Source organism: Desulfitobacterium sp. LBE (genome assembly GCF_007830365.1).
GTDB lineage: Bacteria > Bacillota > Desulfitobacteriia > Desulfitobacteriales > Desulfitobacteriaceae > Desulfitobacterium > Desulfitobacterium hafniense.
Genome location: NZ_VLKD01000001.1, coordinates 1,112,085 through 1,132,610, shown reverse-complemented (window position 1 = coordinate 1,132,610; position 20,526 = coordinate 1,112,085). Strand labels below are relative to the sequence as shown.

At 46.7% G+C, this 20,526-nt stretch carries 18 protein-coding genes; 10 read left to right on the top strand and 8 right to left on the bottom strand.

Features of this window, described 5'->3' with window-relative positions; all coding sequences use genetic code 11:
• Positions 1-18: 18 nt before the first annotated feature.
• Positions 19-735, top strand: coding sequence for a DUF169 domain-containing protein (locus DESLBE_RS05560; protein ID WP_005814415.1), 717 nt, complete (start codon positions 19-21; stop codon positions 733-735).
• Between the two features lie 15 nt (positions 736-750).
• Here the strand turns inward: DESLBE_RS05560 and DESLBE_RS05555 are convergent, their stop codons facing one another.
• The 8 genes from DESLBE_RS05555 to DESLBE_RS05520 form a co-directional block, all read right to left on the bottom strand.
• Positions 751-2,079 carry a cbb3-type cytochrome c oxidase subunit I gene (locus DESLBE_RS05555; protein WP_144675568.1) on the bottom strand — a complete coding sequence of 443 codons (1,329 nt, stop codon included), beginning with the start codon at positions 2,077-2,079 and terminating at the stop codon, positions 751-753.
• Positions 2,076-2,477 (bottom strand): cytochrome c, encoded by a 402-nt coding sequence (locus DESLBE_RS05550; RefSeq protein WP_011459546.1) that lies wholly within the window; start codon positions 2,475-2,477, stop codon positions 2,076-2,078. The genes DESLBE_RS05555 and DESLBE_RS05550 overlap by 4 nt, the downstream gene beginning before the upstream one ends.
• Positions 2,478-2,700: 223 nt before the next feature.
• The gene (locus DESLBE_RS26895) at positions 2,701-2,913 is read right to left on the bottom strand and encodes a hypothetical protein (protein ID WP_018305886.1); all 213 of its coding nucleotides are present in this window, start codon (positions 2,911-2,913) and stop codon (positions 2,701-2,703) included.
• Positions 2,914-3,049: 136 nt separating this feature from the next.
• The gene (locus DESLBE_RS05540) at positions 3,050-4,015 is read right to left on the bottom strand and encodes an ABC transporter permease (protein ID WP_018305885.1); all 966 of its coding nucleotides are present in this window, start codon (positions 4,013-4,015) and stop codon (positions 3,050-3,052) included.
• A gap of 2 nt (positions 4,016-4,017) precedes the next feature.
• Positions 4,018-5,247 carry an ABC transporter permease gene (locus tag DESLBE_RS05535; protein ID WP_144675564.1) on the bottom strand — a complete coding sequence of 410 codons (1,230 nt, stop codon included), beginning with the start codon at positions 5,245-5,247 and terminating at the stop codon, positions 4,018-4,020.
• Positions 5,237-6,781 (bottom strand): ABC transporter ATP-binding protein, encoded by a 1,545-nt coding sequence (locus DESLBE_RS05530; RefSeq protein WP_144675562.1) that lies wholly within the window; start codon positions 6,779-6,781, stop codon positions 5,237-5,239. The genes DESLBE_RS05535 and DESLBE_RS05530 overlap by 11 nt, the downstream gene beginning before the upstream one ends.
• Positions 6,782-6,869: 88 nt before the next feature.
• Positions 6,870-8,054, bottom strand: coding sequence for a BMP family ABC transporter substrate-binding protein (locus DESLBE_RS05525; protein ID WP_144675560.1), 1,185 nt, complete (start codon positions 8,052-8,054; stop codon positions 6,870-6,872).
• Between the two features lie 275 nt (positions 8,055-8,329).
• Entirely contained in the window at positions 8,330-8,842 is a 513-nt protein-coding gene (locus DESLBE_RS05520; RefSeq protein ID WP_005814430.1) for a ferritin, read from the bottom strand.
• Positions 8,843-9,070: 228 nt separating this feature from the next.
• On the opposite strand from DESLBE_RS05520, the gene DESLBE_RS05515 reads away from it, so the two are divergent.
• From DESLBE_RS05515 to DESLBE_RS05475, 9 genes are all read left to right on the top strand, one after another.
• Positions 9,071-9,874: a TVP38/TMEM64 family protein gene (locus DESLBE_RS05515; protein ID WP_005814431.1), complete on the top strand. Its 804-nt coding sequence runs from the start codon at positions 9,071-9,073 to the stop codon at positions 9,872-9,874.
• Between the two features lie 112 nt (positions 9,875-9,986).
• Complete coding sequence (locus DESLBE_RS05510) at positions 9,987-10,406, top strand: hemerythrin family protein (protein ID WP_144675558.1); 420 nt, start codon at positions 9,987-9,989, stop codon at positions 10,404-10,406.
• Entirely contained in the window at positions 10,403-10,861 is a 459-nt protein-coding gene (locus DESLBE_RS05505) for a chemotaxis protein CheX (protein WP_144675556.1), read from the top strand. Before DESLBE_RS05510 ends, DESLBE_RS05505 begins: the two co-directional genes overlap by 4 nt.
• Before the next feature lie 13 nt (positions 10,862-10,874).
• The gene (locus tag DESLBE_RS05500; protein WP_144675554.1) at positions 10,875-11,060 is read left to right on the top strand and encodes a hypothetical protein; all 186 of its coding nucleotides are present in this window, start codon (positions 10,875-10,877) and stop codon (positions 11,058-11,060) included.
• Positions 11,047-13,206 (top strand): HD domain-containing phosphohydrolase, encoded by a 2,160-nt coding sequence (locus tag DESLBE_RS05495; RefSeq protein ID WP_144675552.1) that lies wholly within the window; start codon positions 11,047-11,049, stop codon positions 13,204-13,206. Before DESLBE_RS05500 ends, DESLBE_RS05495 begins: the two co-directional genes overlap by 14 nt.
• Before the next feature lie 235 nt (positions 13,207-13,441).
• Positions 13,442-15,904 carry an excinuclease ABC subunit UvrA gene (locus DESLBE_RS05490; protein WP_018213100.1) on the top strand — a complete coding sequence of 821 codons (2,463 nt, stop codon included), beginning with the start codon at positions 13,442-13,444 and terminating at the stop codon, positions 15,902-15,904.
• A gap of 55 nt (positions 15,905-15,959) precedes the next feature.
• Positions 15,960-16,730, top strand: a complete 771-nt coding sequence (locus DESLBE_RS05485) for an ADP-ribosylglycohydrolase family protein (RefSeq protein ID WP_144675550.1) — start codon at positions 15,960-15,962, stop codon at positions 16,728-16,730.
• Between the two features lie 186 nt (positions 16,731-16,916).
• Positions 16,917-17,816 carry a YitT family protein gene (locus DESLBE_RS05480; RefSeq protein ID WP_144675548.1) on the top strand — a complete coding sequence of 300 codons (900 nt, stop codon included), beginning with the start codon at positions 16,917-16,919 and terminating at the stop codon, positions 17,814-17,816.
• A 310-nt stretch (positions 17,817-18,126) separates the two neighbouring features.
• Complete coding sequence (locus tag DESLBE_RS05475; RefSeq protein ID WP_144675546.1) at positions 18,127-20,388, top strand: UvrD-helicase domain-containing protein; 2,262 nt, start codon at positions 18,127-18,129, stop codon at positions 20,386-20,388.
• Positions 20,389-20,526 lie beyond the last annotated feature (138 nt).

The window sequence follows — 20,526 nt, the reverse complement described above, 5'->3', positions numbered from 1 at the left end:
AAGTGAGGTGTAGTTCTTATGCAAAGCAAAATTGCCGAAGCGATTAAATTGGGAAACCAGCCTGTCGCAGTAATGCGTTCCGATGCCAAGCCCGAAGGGGCTATGCAGTTTAAAGAGGGGAGATGGGGGTGTGCCATCTCTCTGCTCAACATGGCTGCTAAAGGGCAGGTTGCGGTATTTGCCAACTCTACGACTACTTGTAGCGGTGGTAAGGTAGGACTGGGATTCAGGCAATTTGAGTTGGGTTTTATCGAGCATTTCTTATCTGTAGGCGGTGTAGGCGGACGGGAAGGGGAGTTTTATAAAAAGAACCCTGAATTGGCCGGTAAATTTGCTCTTGAGCTGCCTAAAGTGACAGCCAAAGAATATATTATCTTTAAACCTCTGTCCGAACTAAAGGCTGACGAAACCCCGGAAGGAATCATCTTTTTAGCCAATGCGGATCAGATCTCGGCTTTGACTGTGCTGGCCAATTATGACCGGCCGACTCAGGATAATGTTAAAGTTAATTTTGGAGCAGGCTGTCACCAGACCGTGCTCTTTACCTTAGATCAAGTGGATAAGGACGAGGATCACTGTTTTATCGGGCTCACGGATCCTTCGGCCCGCAAATTTATCGATAAGGATATCCTTTCTTTCAGCATGACCTATAAACGTTTTCTGGAATTGGAGGAACAGGTGGAGGAAAGCTTTTTGACCAAGGAAACCTGGCTGAAGGTTGCGGAACGCATCTAGGCTTTTGGAATGCAGTTAAGCCTTTCTTGTCTTCCACCAGGTTCGGATGATTAAAGAGCAGAGGATAGCTGCTCCCAGAGTGAACAGGGAGCCCCAGAGAACCCGCAGGATTAAGTAAGGATTGATGACTGAATTGACCGCCATGAAATCAATACCCATGACTCTCCACAGATAAGTCTGCAGAAAACCGGCCAGGATCAAGCTGCTGCTCATGCCGATCAGGCCAAGGTTGAGGAGGATGACTCCGGATAGGCCATAGCCATAAGCTTTTTTGTCCAGGGGTTCTTTCTCACTTAAAATGGTATAAGCACCGGCCAGAACCAGAAAACCGATGGTGCCGAACAAGGCCAGGTGGGCATGGCCTGAGGTTATATAGGTGCCATGAGCATAGACATTGATCCAGGGGATCGTGATCAAGATCCCTAAAAGAGTCGCTCCGGTAAGATGATGAAAGATACTGCTTAAAATCAGCCCAACAGCAAGCTTTTCCCGGAGGCTGAAAGGTTTATGTTTCTTAAAGCCTTTATAGACTAGATAAGCCAGGAGAAAGACGGGCAGGACCTGAATAAGGCTGAAAAACGTGCCGAGAAAGAGCCAAACCGGGGGAAAGCCAATCCAGAAGTAATGGTGCCCCGTGCCGAATAATCCTCCGATCACTGAGAGAGTGGCTTCTAAGTAAAGCCACTTTTCTATATCCCTTTTCTCCGCAATACCGGCTGTGACAAAAAAGGAAGCGATGAAACCACTGGTGGTGAGTTCAAAAGCCATTTCCTCCCACAGATGGACGACCCAGAATTTTACCGCTTCGTCAGCCACGGGATTAGTGAATCTCAAAACATTGGGAATGATCAGCACACAGAGAAACACTGCCCCTACTGCCATAATTCCGGCAGCAGGGGTTATTTTTTGTTTGTTTTGCCAAAGGGTCCGGATTAAATTATAGGCCCCCAGCAATAGCCCCAGAGAAATTCCCAGATAAAAAACAGGCAATCCGTCCAGATACTCCCGACCGTTGCCGATCCCCAAGGCCAATGTTCCCAGGAGCCCTGCTGAAGCCATTAATAATATCAGAAACTGCCATCTGGCTAGCTTCGGCGAGTAGATATCTGCCTTAAGCTGCTCTACGGTGTAGTAATAGACCATCCCCATCATACCGATGACCGGCCAAAAAGTAGCCAGGGCCAGATGCACTGCCCGGCCGTATGCATAGGAAACAGGGGAGGGCAAGTCGGGAAATATCAATGAAGTCGCTCCCAGCAGGGCAACTATGCCCTGAATGGCAAAAAGGAACACACCATAGAGGACATATCTGCGGGCGATCTGTTTTCCGGAGAAGGTTTTCAAGGGGCATCCCCGCCTTCTAGCACCCTTGGCTGAGGAGGCCAGCCTAAAGTGGGAATGGTGTTCAGGTAGTCGAAATAGGCAGTCATAGCCTGGGTTTCTTCTTCAGTTAAAGCGACATGGGTCTCTTTTTGATGGGGTGGAATGACCGGCGGGTTGCTGAAAAAATCACTCAGCTGCTCAGGGCTGCGCCGCGCCGTGATCTGAGTTAAATCTCCGCCCACATAGCCGCCATTGCCGAATAAAGTATGACAGCTGACGCAGTTATAGCGCTGCCAGACTTCTTTACCGGCCACCGCTTCCTCACTCATGGGAGCGTCCAGCGCCCAGGAGGATTTAACGACCCAAGCAAACAGGGCGAAAGAAGACAAGGAAATGAGAATAAAGGTTCTGAGTTTCAAAGCGTATCATCCGTTCCTGCAATATGAAGCAGTATGCTTATAGAGCACCTCTCTTTAGTATTCACGAGTTGGGCAGATCAATACCTCCCCGCCCTTAAGAATAATCTCGTTTAAGCAAAATAAATCCCCGGCTGCTTGTGCAGCCGGGGTCAGACGCTAAATCTTATTTTGCCAGTTACTGCCGGCGTAGAGGAAGCGGAGCAGGAATACGGTTTGGACGACTTTATACATCGAAACCAAGCCTCCGTTTTATTTCTGGGAACGCTTCCTCAATCGGTCTGACGTTACCCTGCCTGACAGCTTCCAAGCCTTCATCCAGCATTCGGTATAGCTCTTCCTTACTGTGGAAGGTAATGCTTTCCGGCGCAGGCGAGAGTGTTGCGGTGTACAGTTGCACGATTTCCAGCATCCGGTCAAACTCGGCGCTGTTGATCACCGTCAGGTCGGCCCGCCCGTTCTTCGTGATATAAATCGGTCGTTTGGTCTTGGCACAGAATTCGGAGATTTCGTTATAGTAATATTTTACTATACCATCGACAATGCCAATAGGAAAGCCATGGTCTAATGGCTGATCAGCGCTGGCTCTTGTCGTAAGGTATCCCTTCAGCTTTCGGCGCCCGGGATTTTTGCGAGGTGAAGGCCAGAACCACCATCGTCGCCAGGTAGGGCAGCATTTTGTAAAAGGTTTGATTGATGTTCAGGTCATGGAGGAAGGGGATAAGGGCAATGGAATAGGCCAAGGTGCGCAGGAAGGCAAAAAAGAGGGCTGCCAGCAGAATCTGAAAAGGTTTCCACTGTCCGAAGATCATGACGGCCAAGGCTAAGAAGCCGAATCCCGCTACCCCGGTGTGGCCGTTGATGTTGCTGTTCATGACTCCCACAGCATAGAAAAATCCGCCCATTCCGCCGAGGAAACCGGACATGCTGACTCCTGCGTAACGCATCACATAAACATTGATGCCCACTGAATCCGCAGCATGAGGATGCTCACCGCAGGCCCTCAGGCGCAAACCAAAGCGCGTCTTATAGAAGATGATCGCGGCGATAATCAGGAAAAGGAAACCGATATAGACGGTGATATAGGTGTTTTGAAAAAATAATTTGCCGATGACTGGCAGATCTCCCAGAAGGGGAACCTTGCGCAGGTAAAAATTCACGTTGGTGGTGATACCGTCGCTGTTAAAGAACATTTTTGCATAGAGCAGGATCATGCCGGGAACCAGCATATTTAAAGCCGTTCCCGAGATGGTTTGGTCGGCCTTCATCGTCACTGTGGCGAGAGATAGCAATAGGGAAAAGATTATGCCTGCCAGGGCGGCCACCGCCATGCCCAGCAAGAGTATATACTGCGGGTTCAGGGAAGAGCCTTGAATAAAGTAGACAAAGAGACAGCCGAAGAAGGCGCCGAAGAGCATAATCCCTTCCAAGGCGATGTTGATGATGCCGCTGCGTTCGCTGAACATTCCCCCCAGAGCCACTAAGAGCAGGGGGATTGCCACAGGAAGCGTGTTCTGAACCAAATAATATACGGTATCCATAATTACGCCTCCTCCTTGGTTGATGTTGAAATTTCCTGATCCTTAGAGGGGATTTTCTCGGATAAAAGCTCCTTTGAAGCCTCTGACGAAGTTGTTGAAGGCTCTGTTGAAGGAGAAGATTGATTTTGCTTGAAAAGCTTTTTGAAGAAGGATACCACCGTAGTATTCATCAGCATGGCAAAAGCTGAGAAGTAGATGATGACAGCGATAACGATATCGATGATCTCCGGCTTGTAACCGTAGAGGCTGGCCAGAGTGCCCCCCCGTTGGATGTGAGAAATGAATACTGCGGCAAAGATGATCCCTAAGGGATTATTGCTGCCCAGAAGGGCTACGGCGATCCCGTTAAAACCGTTGGCGGCGATGACGTTAATGGGTTCATAAGTCATACTGCTGCCCTGAATAGTGGAAGGAGCCAGAATGGCAAAAGCGCCCCCCAAGCCAGCCATGGCTCCGGCGATCCCCATGGTGAGGATAATATTGCGTTTACCGTTCATACCGGCATAGGTGCTGGCAAATTTATTAAAGCCTGTGGCTCTGAGTTCATAGCCAAAGGTGGTCTTATTTAAGATGATATAGAGAAGAACAGCGATCAGGACAGCCAGGATAATCGAGATATTGGCATTGGAACGCTCGATGCCCAGACTGGGTAATTGAGCGGAAGCGGGAAGATAGGCAGTACGGGTCTTGGAGGAAACATACATGGCTGCATTGCTCTGGATAAGCATATCCACCAAATACATCCCGATATAGTTGAACATGATGGAGGTGATGACCTCGTGGACATTGAGCAGAGCTTTAAAGAGACCTGGAATCAAACCCCAGAGAAGTCCGCCGATCATACCGGCTATGACGCAGGCCACCCAGTGGATGCCATCGGGAAGGTCCCACATAAATCCCACATACAAGGCGAAGAACATGCCCATGGTGTATTGACCGGCGGCCCCAATGTTGAAGAGCCCCATTTTAAAAGCAAAGCCAACGGCTAACCCGGTCATCAGGATCGGTGTGGCAAAATAGAAGACATCAGCCAGGCGCTTGAAGCCCCCGAAGAGCAGCATTTTCAGTCCGGAAGCGGCGTTGTCGGGACTGGCCAAGGCCATGATCAGGAAAGCAAAGACAAAGCCCAGGAAAATAGACATAAGGGCGGCCGTGAAGGCCGAAAAGCCTTTGCTGTGGGTAAACTTATTGATTAGAGAGGGTTTTGAAGTAAGTGATGTTTTATCCTGCATGGGAGCCCTCCTTCAGGTTACGTTTTGCCCCGGACATGTAAAGACCCAGCTCCTGTACGGTGGTGGTTTTGGGGTCCAGTTCCCCCACGATTTCCCCTTCATACATGACCAGAATCCGGTCGCTGACATTCATGACCTCATCGAGTTCCAGGGAGACCAGCAAAACCGCTTTTTCGGCATTTCTCCTGGCTACCAGTTGCTTATGGATATATTCGATAGCGCCTACATCCAGGCCCCGGGTAGGCTGCACGGCCACCAACAGTTCGTGATCCTTATCGATTTCCCTGCCGATAATGGCTTTTTGCTGATTGCCCCCGGACATACTGCGGGCGATGGTCAGAGGTCCTTGCCCGCTGCGTACATCGTATTGTTTGATTAATCCTTCGGCATAGGAGCGCACGGCTTTGCGCCTGATAAAGCCAAACCGTTGGAACTGTGGCTGCCAATAACGCTGGATGACCAGATTGTCTTCCAGGGTATAATCCAGGACCAGGCCGTATTTGTGCCGATCTTCAGGAATATGGCTCATCCCTGCTTGGGAACGGGTGCGGACGGAAGCTTTGCTGATATCCTGATCGCAAAGGGTGATCGTACCGCTTGTGTGTCTTTCCAGCCCGGTCAGGGCAGAGACGAATTCGGTCTGTCCATTGCCGTCGATACCGGCCAGGCAGACGATTTCACCGGCGCGAACATCGAAAGACACATTGCTGACAGCATTCTTCTTACTGGTTTTGGAGGGAACGGAGACATTTCTTACAGATAAGACCACCCGTTCGGGGGTGCTGGCTTCTTTTTGAACCCGGAAACTTACATCCCGGCCCACCATCATCCGGGAGAGTTCTTCTTTTGTGGTATCTTTTATGTCAACAGTGCCTACATATTGCCCTTTGCGCAATACGGTGCAACGATCGGCAACTGCCATGATCTCGTTTAATTTATGAGTTATGAATAAGATCGATTTGCCTTCTTTGGCAAAACGGCGCATGATTTCCATAAGTTCATCAATTTCCTGAGGGGTTAAAACCGCTGTGGGTTCATCAAAGATTAAAATCTCATTATCCCGATAGAGCATTTTGAGAATCTCAACCCTTTGCTGCATGCCCACGGATATTTTTTCAATAAGAGCATCAGGATTGACTTCCAGTCCATACTGCTTGCTCAGCTCAACGACTTTTTCCCTGGCTTTTTTCTTTTGTAAAAAACCAAGGGCATGGGGCTCAACTCCCAAGATAATATTTTCGAGAACGGTAAAGATCTCCACCAATTTAAAATGCTGATGGACCATGCCGATGCCTAAGGCATTGGCGTCATTGGGGTTGTTGATTTTTACGGTGTTGCCGTTCTTGCGGATTTCGCCCTTTTCCGGTTGATACAAACCGAATAAAACGCTCATCAGGGTGGATTTTCCGGCACCGTTTTCTCCCAGCAGAGCATGAATCTCGCCTTTTTTTAAACGCAGAGTGATATTGTCGTTGGCGATGATGCCGGGGAATTCTTTGGTGATGTTGAGCATCTCAATAATATAATCGTTCATAATAACCCCTCTTCGTAGGTAGTCATGGACATGTAAATAGAGGAAAGGGGAAAGGGTATTCCCTTTCCCCGATCAAGTGCTGTTTAAATTATCTTACTTCAACCTTGACTTTGCTGAGCTTAAGTCCGGATACCAGCTCATCCGCAGTGGCGTAACCGTTGGCATCTTCAACATCGATGGTGCGGATCGGATCCACAGTACCATCCACTAAAGATTTAAACGCGCCTTCATATTGTTCCATGGTGAATTTTTCAAAGCGGTCAAAGGCTTTGGCATTGGCATCCCCGATGACAGTGGTGGGGAGTCCGATTCCCTCGTTGGCTGCTGTGAAATAGGTGGTTTGTCCGGCAAAAGTGCTCCAGCTGTTGGTTTTGTAAATGGACTCCAGAACCTGAACAACAGAAGCCCGCAGACCTTTGGTTGCGGAAGTAATGACGGTTTCACTGTCATAGCGTTGGTCAACGTCAACACCGATGACTTTTTTACCGGCTTCAGCAGCGGCAGACATGACGCTCTTGCCAACGGAACCGCCGCAGGCAAAGATCACTTCAGTACCGCCTTGATAGATGGTTTTAGCGGTTGCTTTATTGGTATCTGTCTCAGCGAAATCCCCGGTGTAATGGTAAATTGCCGAGATTGCTCCATCGGCCAGACCGAGTTCTGCGGCAGCTTTTTCAGCACCCTGCAAATAGCCGTAACCGAAAGCTTGTACGGCAGGAACAGCCATACCGCCCATGAAGCCAAGCTTGGTCATGCCATCCATAACAGCGGCATAACCGGCCAGATAACCGGATTCTTCTTCAGCATACATAATACTGGCTACATTGTCTTTGGTTTCAAAAGTTGCATAGTCGGCAGTGTGAGGTGCTCCGTCCAAAAGGATGAACTTTACATCAGGGTAGATTGTTTGGGCTTCAAAGATAGGTACCTCAAACAGGAAGCCGGGGGTGACAATAACCTTAGCGCCGCCGGTAACGGCTAAATCAATGGCGGCCAGATAACCTGCGTCGGTAGCTTCTTCAGGTTTGTAGTATTTGTGGGTAACATTGTTGGCTTCGGCGAATTCAACGACACCTTCCCAGGATCCCTGATTAAAGGACTTGTCATCGATATTGCCTTTGTCGGTAATGAGAGCGATCTCAAAACCCTGGCCGGAGGTGCTGGGGGTGCCGCTATTGCCTCCATCTTTGGCGGCTGGAGCGCTGCTGCCGCATCCGGTAGCTAAAAGGGCTACCATCAAAAGAGCCAATAGAACGGATGTAATTTTTTTCATCTTCTCTTCTCCTTTTTGTTCCTTTTTCTTCTGTGAGTTTCTAATGTATTTTGTATCCCAAATGTATTTTATCATTCTTATAGGAATTTACAACTATTCTATTTTTAAAGCTTCAGATAATTTTTTAGCAGTGTTTTTAACAGCGTTTTAGCTGAGTTTTTAGCAGGGTTTTTTAGCAAATGCAGATTAACTTAACAAATGTTAATGAGGAGAGCAAAAGAAAAAGAAAGAAGGCAGGAGTATCGTTGATGAATACTTCATGCCTTCTTCAATAATTAGAGAACCAGCGAAGGTGCGGAATAGACCCGGGCGCCAAGTTCTTGGTTCAGCATATAGAGGCTTTTGGGATCCTGTCCGAAAAGTTCAAATTTGCTGATCAGATCTGTGGAGGTTTTCTCTTCTTCGCCTTGCTCCTTGACGAACCAGTCTAAAAATTGCATGGTGCGGAAATCCCTCTTCTCGTAAGCCGCGGCGTAAATGGTGTTGATAGAGGCTGTCACCAATTGCTCGTGCTTCAAGGCAGCCAGAAGGGGAGCCTTAAAATCTTCATAAGTAAGGTCGGGAGCTGCTATAGCGTCGAGAGTAACTTTTTCATCGTTGTTAAGAAGATAAGTCCGGAAGAGCATGGCATGGTCTCTTTCCTCCTGGGCTTGGATATAAAACCAATTTTCAAAGCCATCCAAACCATTGTCGGAATAATAATTGGCCATATCCAAATAGAGATAAGCAGAATAGAGTTCCTTGTTGATTTGTTCATTGAGCAATGAAGCGACTTCACGATCAAGCATAAGCAATTCTCCTTCTTTTTTATTTTGGATTTAACCATATTATAGCAGAATTTTACTCATAACCCAAGCAAGCGCAGGATTCGGTCAGCAATGAGGAGAAATATTCCTTTAATTTAGTAAATCCTTTCCGGGTAAAATAGAATGTCAAAAGTTGATATTTCATGCAGACATTTTTTAATTTATAATAGTGTCATTAAGTTAATATTACATCTAAAGGAATAAGAAGCTATGAAGCAAAAGCAGCATCAAAAGCCTTCGTTTTTGATTATTGGACTGATAGCCATCGTGATTATAGGTTCTTTGCTATATTGGGGCTGGCCCTACTTAACTCTTTTAAGTGATCCTGATCAGGTCCGGGAGCTCATCATTCGCTCAGGAACTTGGGGACCACTGGTGTTTATGCTTCTGCAGATCGTGCAAATCTTGATTGCCCCCATACCCGGTCAGGTGATTGGGGTCATTGGCGGATTTTTATTCGGCCCCTTACTGGGCTTATTTTACACAATGCTGGGAGCCACCCTTGGTTTTACTCTGGTTTTTCTTCTTTCCCGGAAATTGGGGCGTCCTTTTGTGGAACGGTTTGTGGACAAGAAGACGATGGAGCGCTTTGATCATCTCACAGAGGAAAAAGGAGCCTGGGTATTCTTTTTCATTTTTCTTCTGCCCGCTTTTCCAGACGATCTTATTGCCTTTATCGCCGGACTAACGACGATTCCCATCCGCACCTTGGTTCTGATCTCTGTGGCAGGCCGGCTGCCGGGCTATGCTGTCCTGACCTTTATGGGCAATGGCTTAGCCTTGGAAAACCTCAACCCTGTGGTGGTTACCCTTGTGGCATTGATTCTTATCTTCATCCTGGGCTGGTGGAAACGAGAGTGGCTGCGGAGGTTTGTCGAACACAGGAACCGGACTCAATTCATAAGTGAGCAATGGAATCTGTATTGGCACAAGATCATTGTTGGGACTATTGTGCTGGTCATTATTTTTGTGTTCCTTTATTATGCCGCTACAGTCACCCCCATTCAACGGTAAAAACAAAGAATAATTACTCTTTGATAGGATTTTCACTTATGCTATAATGAGAAGGAATTATAGGGACTAAATTATAGAACTAATTTGAGGAGAGAGTGAAAGGAGTCAGTCTATGATCTGGAAGGAAAAATACAAGGTCGGCGATCCTGTTATTGACAGTCAGCATGAGGAGCTGTTTTCAAGGGTAGGGAGCTTCGTGGAAACATTGCGTTCCGACAAACCATGGGAACAAAAGGTTGAAAAGGTCAATGAAACCCTCGAATTTATGAAAGACTATGTGGTGACTCACTTTGCCGATGAAGAGGCTTATCAATTGGAGATTGGCTATCCGCATTTTGAAGAGCATCAGATGATACATAAAAATATGGTTGCTTATGTGGTTGCTGTATCCCGGGAGTACGAAAAGGAAGGCTTTAAAGAAGAGCTTATGCAGCAATTTGGGGGAAAACTTTTGGCTTGGCTGATCAACCATGTGGTAGCTGATGATCAGAAAATAGCTGAATATGCAAGAAGCAAGGAGGGGAAGCAATGAGCACGAAAGACCTTCTGACCCCCTTTTCCAATGCAGCCAGCCAAACCTTTAAGCTCTTACTGGATCTGGATGTATCTACGGACTCAAGTCAACCCACAGATAACTGCGAGGAAACTAAAGAAAAAGTTAATATTGTCATTGAGATTACGGGTGATCTGGCCGGAGAGGTAATGTACAGCTTTCCGAAGGACACCACTCTGGAAATGGTCAAAATGATGAGTGGCATGGAGTTTAATGAAATCGACGACTTTGTGAAATCGGCTTTAGGTGAAATTGCCAATATTATCAGTGGCAATGCCATGACCGGGCTCTCCCAATCTCAAGTGGTGTGCGATATCCGTCCTCCTAAAATTCTTGAAGGAGGAGCCCTTCCTGCTGGTAAGGAATGTTCTATTTACCGGACCAAAGTCAAGACCTCGATTGGGGATGTGGAGCTTAATTTCCGTACGGTTTAAGGTAGCCAACCCTATGAGCATCAAGCCCTATTCATGGCAAATGAACAGGGCTTATTTTTATTATGTTGAAAATAATTCTGAACAGCAATATAATTTAGACACATTGGTCAGGCTACAACAAAATTCAGCAGATATTGAAGCAGTTTATCAGATGAGCAAAAAGCAATCGATTGAAGGAGAAACCAATGACCATACATAATTTGCTTTCAGCATTTTCTTTACTTGCTGCAGTTATTTATATGTCTTTTGGTATTTATACATATAGACAGAGTCCTCAATCCCGCATTCATCAATCTTTTCTCCTTTTATGTCTGAGTTATTCAATTTGGTCTTTTGCCTATGCCTTTGCTTATCTGGCTCAGGATGCCTTCGCCTTTTCCTTTTGGAATAAGCTGTCCGCTCTGGGCTGGTGCAGTTTTAGCGCTCTGATTCTTTACCTTGTTCTGCACATCACCGAAAGTCCTCTGGTAAAAAACGCCGGGATTAAGTTCATGATCTTTTTGCCTGGTTTTGTTTTTTATGTACTTGCCGTATTCTTTTTTGGCCCGGATCTGGAGACTCCTGCCCAAGTGGTCAAATTTTTCTATGTTGGTGACTTTCTATATGATTTTTCCTATTTGCTTATCGCCATTGCCTTGATGTTTAAGTGGGGGTATGCATCACCCCATATCCGGATTAAAAAACAATCCCGGATCCTCGTCATCACAAGCCTGATCCCATTTTTATTAAACTTAATGACCCAGACCATTTTACCTGCCCTGCTCCACATTGATTTGCCCGGGATGGGACAACTTTACTCTCTGATCATGATTTTTGGTGTTTTTGTTGTGGTAACCCGTTATAACTTTTTTAAACTTCCGGAAAGCATCATTATGCAGGAGATTATGAATGAAACGCTGGATATGGTGATTGTGGCGGACCGGGAAGGCCGGATACGGAAGGTATCCAGCCAGATGAAAGCCTTGCTTGGTTATGATGCAGATGAAGTTATAGACCACACTCTGGGATTTCTTTTTCGGGAAGGGGATCAAGGCAAATTTGACTTGCTCCAAATGAAAAACAGGGATCTTAAGTATACAGATATAGAAGTAATCAAGAAAGATCAAGGGACCCTGCCCGTCAATGTAGTATGCAAACAGATTAAAGATAGAAGACTCCAGGATGTCATAGGTTTTGTGTTCATCCTGCAGGATAGTCGTCTTGTAAACGAACTCAGACAAAAGAATGAGGAACTCTTTTGGGAAAAAGAAAGATATAAATTAAGTTTACAATCTGTCAAAGAGAAGCAAGAGAAGATCGAATATTTAAGTTACCACGATCAGCTTACCGGTCTTTATAATCGCAGATTTCTGGAAGAGAAGCTCACCCGCATTGACTTTAATCAGGATTTGCCCTTAACGATTACGATGGCGGATGTCAACGGACTTAAGCTTGTCAATGATTCTTTCGGGCATGCTTATGGAGATCTGTTGATTCGCAAAGTAGCTGAAGTCATTCAGGAGGGGTGCCGGCAGGATGACGTGGTGGCCAGAATTGGTGGGGATGAGTTTATTATTCTCATGCCCAGAACCACTGAACTTGAGGCGCGGAGGGTGATCAAGGGGCTCAAAGCCATGGCCTTGCAGGAAAAAATCGGCGCCTTCGAATTGTCCGTCTCTTTTGGGTATGAAACCATGGAGACTTCCGAAAAGAGCATTAGTGAACTGCTGAAAAAAGCCGAAGATTATATGTATAAGAACAAGCTGTCGGAAAGCCCCAGTATCAGAAGCAACACCATTGACACTATTATTAAGACCCTGCATGAAAAGAACAAACGGGAAGAGCAGCATTCCCATCGAGTCTCGGAATTATGCAGGAAAACAGCTACCGAACTGGATTGTTCCAATGACGAAATTGAGGAACTTAAGACAGTGGGCCTGCTTCACGACATTGGGAAAATTGTCATTAGTGAAGCTATCTTGAACAAGCCGGGTAAACTCCGGGATGATGAATGGAAAGAGATTGAGCGTCATCCCGAGATCGGTTACCGGTTGCTGTGTACTATCAAAGAGATGTCGGAAATGGCAGAGTACGTCCTCGCCCATCATGAACGATGGGATGGCACAGGATATCCTAAGGCTTTAAAGGGGAAAGAAATTCCTCTTCAGGCTAGAATTATAGCCATTGCCGATGCCTACGATGCCATGATCAGTGAGAGAAGCTATCGCAAAGCTTTGCCTGAAGAAGTGGCTGTAGCCGAGCTGATCAAGAATGCCGGAACCCAGTTTGATCCTGAGCTTGTGAAGGTTTTCGTAGAGAAAGTTCTGGGGAAAAAGATCTATAGCGAGTCCGGATGTGTACATTAATCCGAAATGGCTCATTAGGCCTTGAGCGAAACTGTCCACCGGACACCTTTCGGAGCGGCGAGCTTTTCGCGTTAGTTTTGTCCGCGCAGCTTATGGAGCGACCGGTGTAAAGCAAAATCCTGGAGATATAACTTTCGTCTTCTCACCATAAAGCCATTGCCATCAAGATGTAATTTCTGCCAATTCCTATCTAGAATCCCCCAGATAGGGTATTATAGAGAAGGGGGTGGTTCAAATGGCAGATATTTTTTTGCATGGGGTTAGAGAAGGGAATCTTAAGGATATTTCTTTAACCCTACCGAGAAATAAACTGGTGATTTTTACAGGCTTGTCGGGTTCAGGAAAAACAACCCTGGCCATCGATGTCCTCTACCAAGAGTGTCAGAGACAGTATCTGGAGGCCATCGGGTACCAAGGGATACATAAACCGAAGCTGGATGAGTTGCGCAATGCTTCTCCAGCCGTACGCATCACTCAAAATGAATACCGCAAAAATCCTCGTTCCACAGTGGGTACGGTAACCAATATCTACACCGAACTGCGGATGATTTATGAGAAGCTCAGTCAACGGACCTGTCCTCATTGCCACAGAGACATCAGGGCGGATCAATGCCAGGAGGAACTGGAGAAGAGGGAAGATGAGTTTAAAGTCTATATGTACTGCAATCATTGCGGCCATAAAATGGACAAACTGACTCGGACTTATTTTTCATATAACACCCGGGAAGGAGCCTGCCCTACCTGTCAAGGCTTAGGGAAGATACTCCAGGTCAATAAAGATAATGTCGTCAATGAAAAGCTGTCGTTGGAAGCTGGAGCTGTCGATTTTTGGGAGCAAAAATATAAGGACTACCAAATCTCAGTTCTCTACAATGCCTTTCAGCATTATGGCGTTCCTATTGAACCGGACACCCCGGTGAGGGAATTTACTAATGTGCAAAAAGCCATTCTCTTTTACGGCGTGGACAGCGACCAAGTGAAGGAGTTTTTCCCGGATATCCAGGCGCCCAAAACGGTGGGGGGAGGAAGATTCGAAGGAATCTATCCCGTTTTGTGGCGGCGTATCGCGGAAAAAAGCGGTGACCCGAGAGGGTTATCTGCTTACTTTGCCGAACAAATCTGCCCGGATTGCGCGGGGGAACGCTTGAACGGGTTAAGCCGCAGTGTGACCGTATTGGGAACCCGTTTACCGGAACTGGCTTCTTTATCTTTGGAGGAGCTGCAGGATTGGCTGATCAAGCTGGAGGACTCGGTAACCGGCACCCATCAGGATCTTGTGGCATCCTATCTTAATGATTTGAAAACAAAGATACGGAGGATTATCAAGGTGGGGCTGGGCTATTTATCTCTGGACCGCCAAACCATGACCTTATCCGGCGGGGAAGCCCAAAGAATTAAATTGGCGGCAACCTTAGACTCCACCTTGACCGGGATTATCTATATTATGGATGAACCCACGATCGGTCTTCATCCCCAGGATACCCAGGGGATCATCCAGATTCTTAAGGAGCTAAGGGATTTAGGCAATACCGTCATCGTTATTGAGCATGATATGGATGTGATGAGTGCCGCAGATTTCATTGTTGATATAGGTCCGGGTGCCGGGAAACTTGGCGGCGAGATCGTCGGCCAGGGCAGTATTGATGAACTTAAAGAGCAAGGCAGGTCCGTTACCGGCCTTTATCTTAACCGGCCTGTACGGGAAACTCGATCTTACCGCAAGGGAACGGGGGAGTTTATCGAAGTCCAGCATGGCGATCTTTATAATCTTAAGAACATCAATGTAAGATTCCCGGTAGGGTGCTTAATAAGTGTGACCGGTGTTTCAGGCTCTGGAAAATCCACCTTGGTGTTTGAGGTCTTAGCCAAAGGAAAGTTCAGAAGTCAAGGGGATCCCATGAAGCGCAATCATGTCACGGGTACTGAACTATTTGAGCAGATTATCACCGTAGAGCAATCTCCCGTTACCCGGATGAAACGCTCTAATGTGGCCACCTATTCCGGTGTCTACACAGAAATCCGGAAGATTTTTGGCAATCTGAGTGAGGCGAGAAGGAAAGGGATTACCCCCAGGCACTTCTCCTTCAATAGCCGGGGAGGGCGCTGTGAGAATTGCGAAGGGCTGGGTTATGTGGTCAGCAATATGTTGTTTTTTGAGGATCTGGAGGTTTCCTGCCCGGTCTGTCATGGCGACCAGTTTCAGGATGAGGTGCTTTCAGTAAAGTATAAGGGACACAGTATCAAAGATGTCCTGGGCATGTCCGTGGAAGAGACCTTGGCAGTCTTCGCCCTGCATCCACGGATTACTAAAGTCCTGGAGCTGCTTGAAGAAGTGGGCTTAGGCTATCTTGAGCTGGGGCAGACTCTGACTACTTTATCCGGCGGTGAAGGGCAACGCCTCAAGCTGGCTAAGGAACTGATCGGCAACGAGGGAAAGACGAATCTCTATCTCATTGATGAACCCACGACAGGACTCCATCCGCTGGATGTAGAGAACTTTCTGGCTCTGCTGAACCGGATGGTGGATGCCGGGAGCACAGTCATTGTGGTGGAACATAACCAACAAGTCATGCGGGCCTCTGATTGGATTATCGACCTCGGTCCCGAAGGGGGCCACAAAGGGGGCAGGGTCATGGCGGTTGGAACACCTGAACAGATAAAAAGTGAGCCGGATTCAGTTACGGGAAGGTTTCTTTGAGGAAACAAAGTTCAGCTTCACTGGAACGATGAAAAACTGAAGGGATGTGAGGAAAATGCTCGGGGCTGTCGTTGGCGATATCATTGGCTCGGTCTATGAGTTCGCGAATATAAAGAGTAAGGACTTTCCGCTGTTTTCCTCCCGCTCACGGTTTACGGATGATACTGTATTGACCATGGCCACCATGGATGCACTTATCCATAAGCTGCCTTTCGGGGAAGCCTATCGGGCCTGGTTTCAGCGGTATCCCCAGGCGGGATATGGGCGGAGTTTTAAAGCCTGGGCCGAGTCCGGTCAGAATGAGCCCTATAACAGTTGGGGCAATGGTTCCGCTATGCGGGTCAGCCCCATCGGCTTTTACCATAAAACACTGGATGAAGTGCTGGCGGCAGCCAAGCAGAGCGCCGAAGTCACCCATAGTCATCCCGAAGGAATCAAGGGAGCTCAGGCCACGGCAGCGGCTGTATTTCTTGCTAAGCATGGAGAAACAAAAAGTAAGCTGAAAGAGACGGTTGAGCAGGAGTTCGGTTATAATCTGAATGAACCCTTAGCGAAGATCAGGAAGGGGTATACTTTTGATGTCTCTTGCCAAGGCAGTGTACCCCAGGCTATCCGGGCCTTCCTGGAGTCTGAGAACTTTGAAGATGCCATAAGAAATGCCATATCCATCGGCGGGGATAGTGATACCATCGCTTGCATAACGGGAGCCTTGGCAGAAGCCTATTATGGTCATGTTCCTGAAGAGATTAAAAAGCAGGCCTTAACTTATCTGGATGATCCGCTCCAGGCCTTATTGAACAGCTTTTATGAAGTTGCTCAAGATTAGCCCTTCACTGGTCCATAAGCCATCCTGAGCTCAGGATGGCTTATTTTGTTGCCTCAGAAAAGATAACTCTAAGCAAGGATAAAAAAATTATGCATAAAAATCTTGCTTAATTCTATTGAGATAAGATACAATTAATTGTTAAAGCTTAATGGCAAAAAATGTATAAAAAGAGTGGAGGAATGCATATTGGTTGAAGAAGAAGCTGTAGTTCAAGCCTGTTTAACAAGAAATCATCAAAAGATGAAAATAAGAAGCCTCGTGAAGAGGGCGTTTTTTATAACCTTCGGAGCGGTTGCAATGGCTTTTGGCCTTGAGGGGATATTGATTCCTAATCATATTATTGATGGAGGAGTTACCGGAGTCTCCATGATGCTTTCCCATTTAACCCCCATCAAGCTCGGGGTATTTTTATTTCTGCTTAACTTGCCCTTCTTTTTCCTGGGGTATAAACAAATAGGCAAGACCTTTGCGGTGAGCATGCTTTACGGAATTCTCACTTTGGCTGTGTCAACCTTCCTCATGCATGATTTGGCTCCTGTAGTACATGATGAGATTCTAGCTGTGGTTTTCGGCGGTTTGATGCTGGGCTTTGGAGTCGGCTTGGTTATCCGTAACGGCGGAGTTCTCGATGGAACGGAGACGTTGGCCATTCTTATCGAGAAAAAACTTCCTTTCTCGGTAGGCGAGATTATCATGATTATCAATGTTATTATTTTCTCCGTGGCTGCCTTTGTCTACGGCCTGGATAACGCCTTATATTCCATGTTGACCTACTATATTGCTTTTAAGACCATCGATATCGTGGTTAAAGGCTTTGAAGATATGAAGTCCGTTTATATCATCAGTGAATGCAATCAAATCATTGCCGAAACCATTGCGCAAAGATTAGGCCGTGGAGTGACCTATTTAAGAGGAGAGGGCTCCTTCACCGGAGACGATAAGAATATCATTTTCTGTGTTTTTACCCGGCTGGAAGAAGCTAAAATGAAAGATATTATCAGAGAAATCGATCCTTCTGCCTTTGTGATTATCTCAGATGTGGGAGAAGTCAAAGGTGGGAGGTTTAAGAAAAGGGATATCCATTAATCTTAAGATTGGCAATAAGCTGCACGGAGGTCTAAGCGGCCTTGTGTGTTAAAAGGATAATAAGAAAGACTTAGTGATCAGGGAACGGCTCTCTGAGCACTAAGTCTTTATTGTATATTGTAAAAAAATATAACAAACAGTGTTTACGATCTGAGGATTTTTGTGTATAATAAAAAGATAGACACAAAAATAACATTATAAACCTATCTCGCATATATCATATCATGATTTGCGAGGAATGTCAAGATAAACATTTAATGAAAAGTGTTGAAGCAATACACCATGGTTACTAGACAGAGGAGGAATTCTGATGCAGGACGATATCAAAGGCCAGGGCAACCAGGAGGGGGGCCAAGCAGAGGAGGAGCAGCATTATCTGTCGGAAGTCCTGGATTTAGTCAACCAGCAGATGGAGGAAGAACTGAAGAATGCGGCATTAAGCAAGGAAGAGCTGATAGCCTTTCGTAAAGAAATGTATGAGGATACTGTTCACTATTCCAGGGATTTTACCCGGCTGACTGAAATGAATCAATACCTTGCGGTGGTTAAAAACCAGACAGAAAAGTATACCCATACCGCCAGGAGAGTGGAGCGCTATAAAAAAATCCTGGGCTCTCCCTATTTTGGACGTTTTGATTTTCAGGAAGAAGGATATGATCAGGAGAAGATCTATATCGGTCTTTATAATGTTATTGATGCCCGCACTCAGGATGTCCGGGTATACGATTGGCGGGCACCCATCTCCAGCATTTTTTACCGCTATGAGTTGGGTGAGGCCAGGTACCAAGCCCCGCAGGGGGAAATAATGGGTGAGGTTTCCTTAAAAAGGCAGTATAAGATTAGGCACTCCCAGTTGAAGTATTTTTTTGACAGCAGTCTCCGCATTACGGATGACGCTCTCCAGGAGATTCTGGGCAGGAATTCTTCGCCCACGATGCGGCAAATCGTGGAAACACTGCAAAAGGAACAGGATGAGATTATCCGGGATAGGTCAAATGAAGTGCTGATCGTGCAAGGGGTGGCCGGCAGCGGCAAAACCTCCATCGCTTTGCATCGCATTGCTTATTTAATGTATGAGGGCTTTAACTCCCGCCTCCGTTCCAATAATATCCTGATCATCTCTCCCAATGATGTGTTCTGCCAGTACATTTCCACAGTGCTTCCTGAATTAGGGGAAGAGAATGTGCTCCAGGCTACTTTCGACGATTTAACCGGCAGAGTCTTTCCGGGGAGATTTAGAGTGGAGACAAGGGATCAACAGCTGGAGCTTCTGCTGAACCGGCAGAACACACCACTGGGCAGCCGTAAGGGAAAAAACATCATGTTCAAAGGGTCCCGGTCTTTCTTGAAGATCCTGGAACGCTTGATTTATCATTATGGTCATCAGCTTATCCAGTTTGAGGATGTCTATTATCACGGCCAATTAATCGAGTCCAAACAGCTGATTAAAAGCCGCTTTTTGAATAACAAAATCGGTATACCTATGACCAAGCAGCTGAAACGCATCGAGAAGACTCTATGGGAGCGGATTCATCCCTTGCAGAAGAAGCGCAGAGCTGCCTTGACCCGCCTTGTCGCTGTAAATCCAGAGCATTTGCTGGAGATCAAACCCTATGCCCGGCTCCTGGCCTTAAGGGAGGCTCATGCTTTAATGGAAAGAATTCATAGCTTTACCGAGGTGGATTATCAAGAGGTTTATGAGCGTTTATTGAAAGACCGCCGCCTTTTTGGCAAACTGGCCCAGGGCTTGGAACTTCCTGAGGGGATTGAGGAGCTATTGGAGGGAACCCTTGAAGATATGGCTAAAGGAGAGCTTAGTTATGAAGACAGCGCAGCTTTGTTCTATCTTAAGCTGAGGCTGGAGGGTGAACATTACTCGGATATACGGCAAGTGGTGATCGATGAAGCCCAAGACTATAGCCCCCTGCAGTACCAAGTGTTTAAGCTTTTGTTCCCGAATGCTCACTTCACTATCCTGGGGGATGTAGCCCAAACTATTGAGCGCACTGGAGATGAGGCAGCCTATGACCAAGTTAAGGAAATCTTCGCCTGCCCCCATACCCTTAAGCTTACCTTAACCAAAGGTTATCGCTCAACCTTCGAAATCAGCGCCTTTGCCCAGAGGATTTATGGAGAAAGCAGAGGTGGTTTTCCTTTTGAACGACACGGCCCGGAGCCGGAAGTAAAGCTCGCCGCCAACCTGCAGGAGATGACGGGAAAAATGCTTCGGGACATCGCGGCTTTTCAGGAAGAAGGCTTTGAAACAATTGCCGTGATCGGCAAGACCTTTGCGGACTGTCAGGAGATCTACAAAAAGCTTCATCAGAAAATCAAAGTTAGTCTGGTTCATCCCCGGGAAGGGGAAATGGAGAAAGGGGTTTTAATCATCCCGGCCTATGGAGCAAAAGGGCTGGAATTTGATTGTGCGTTGATTCATGGAGCGGATGTGCAGAATTACCAAAGCGAACTGGACAAACGGCTGCTCTATATCGCCTGCACCAGGGCTCTGCATCGTTTGCAGCTCTATGCTGTGGGTGAAGAAAGCCCTTTCCTGCGGTTCAGTGCGCATTAAATTTTGTTTTGGTGTGGGAACTACACGCAGACCGTGAAACAGGCTGCTGACAACAAAAGGTCTGCATGTTCCTCAGTGAGAATATGCAGCTTGTTTTGTTGTCGGGGTATTTGAAGCGGCAAGAATGCGGGCGGAAAT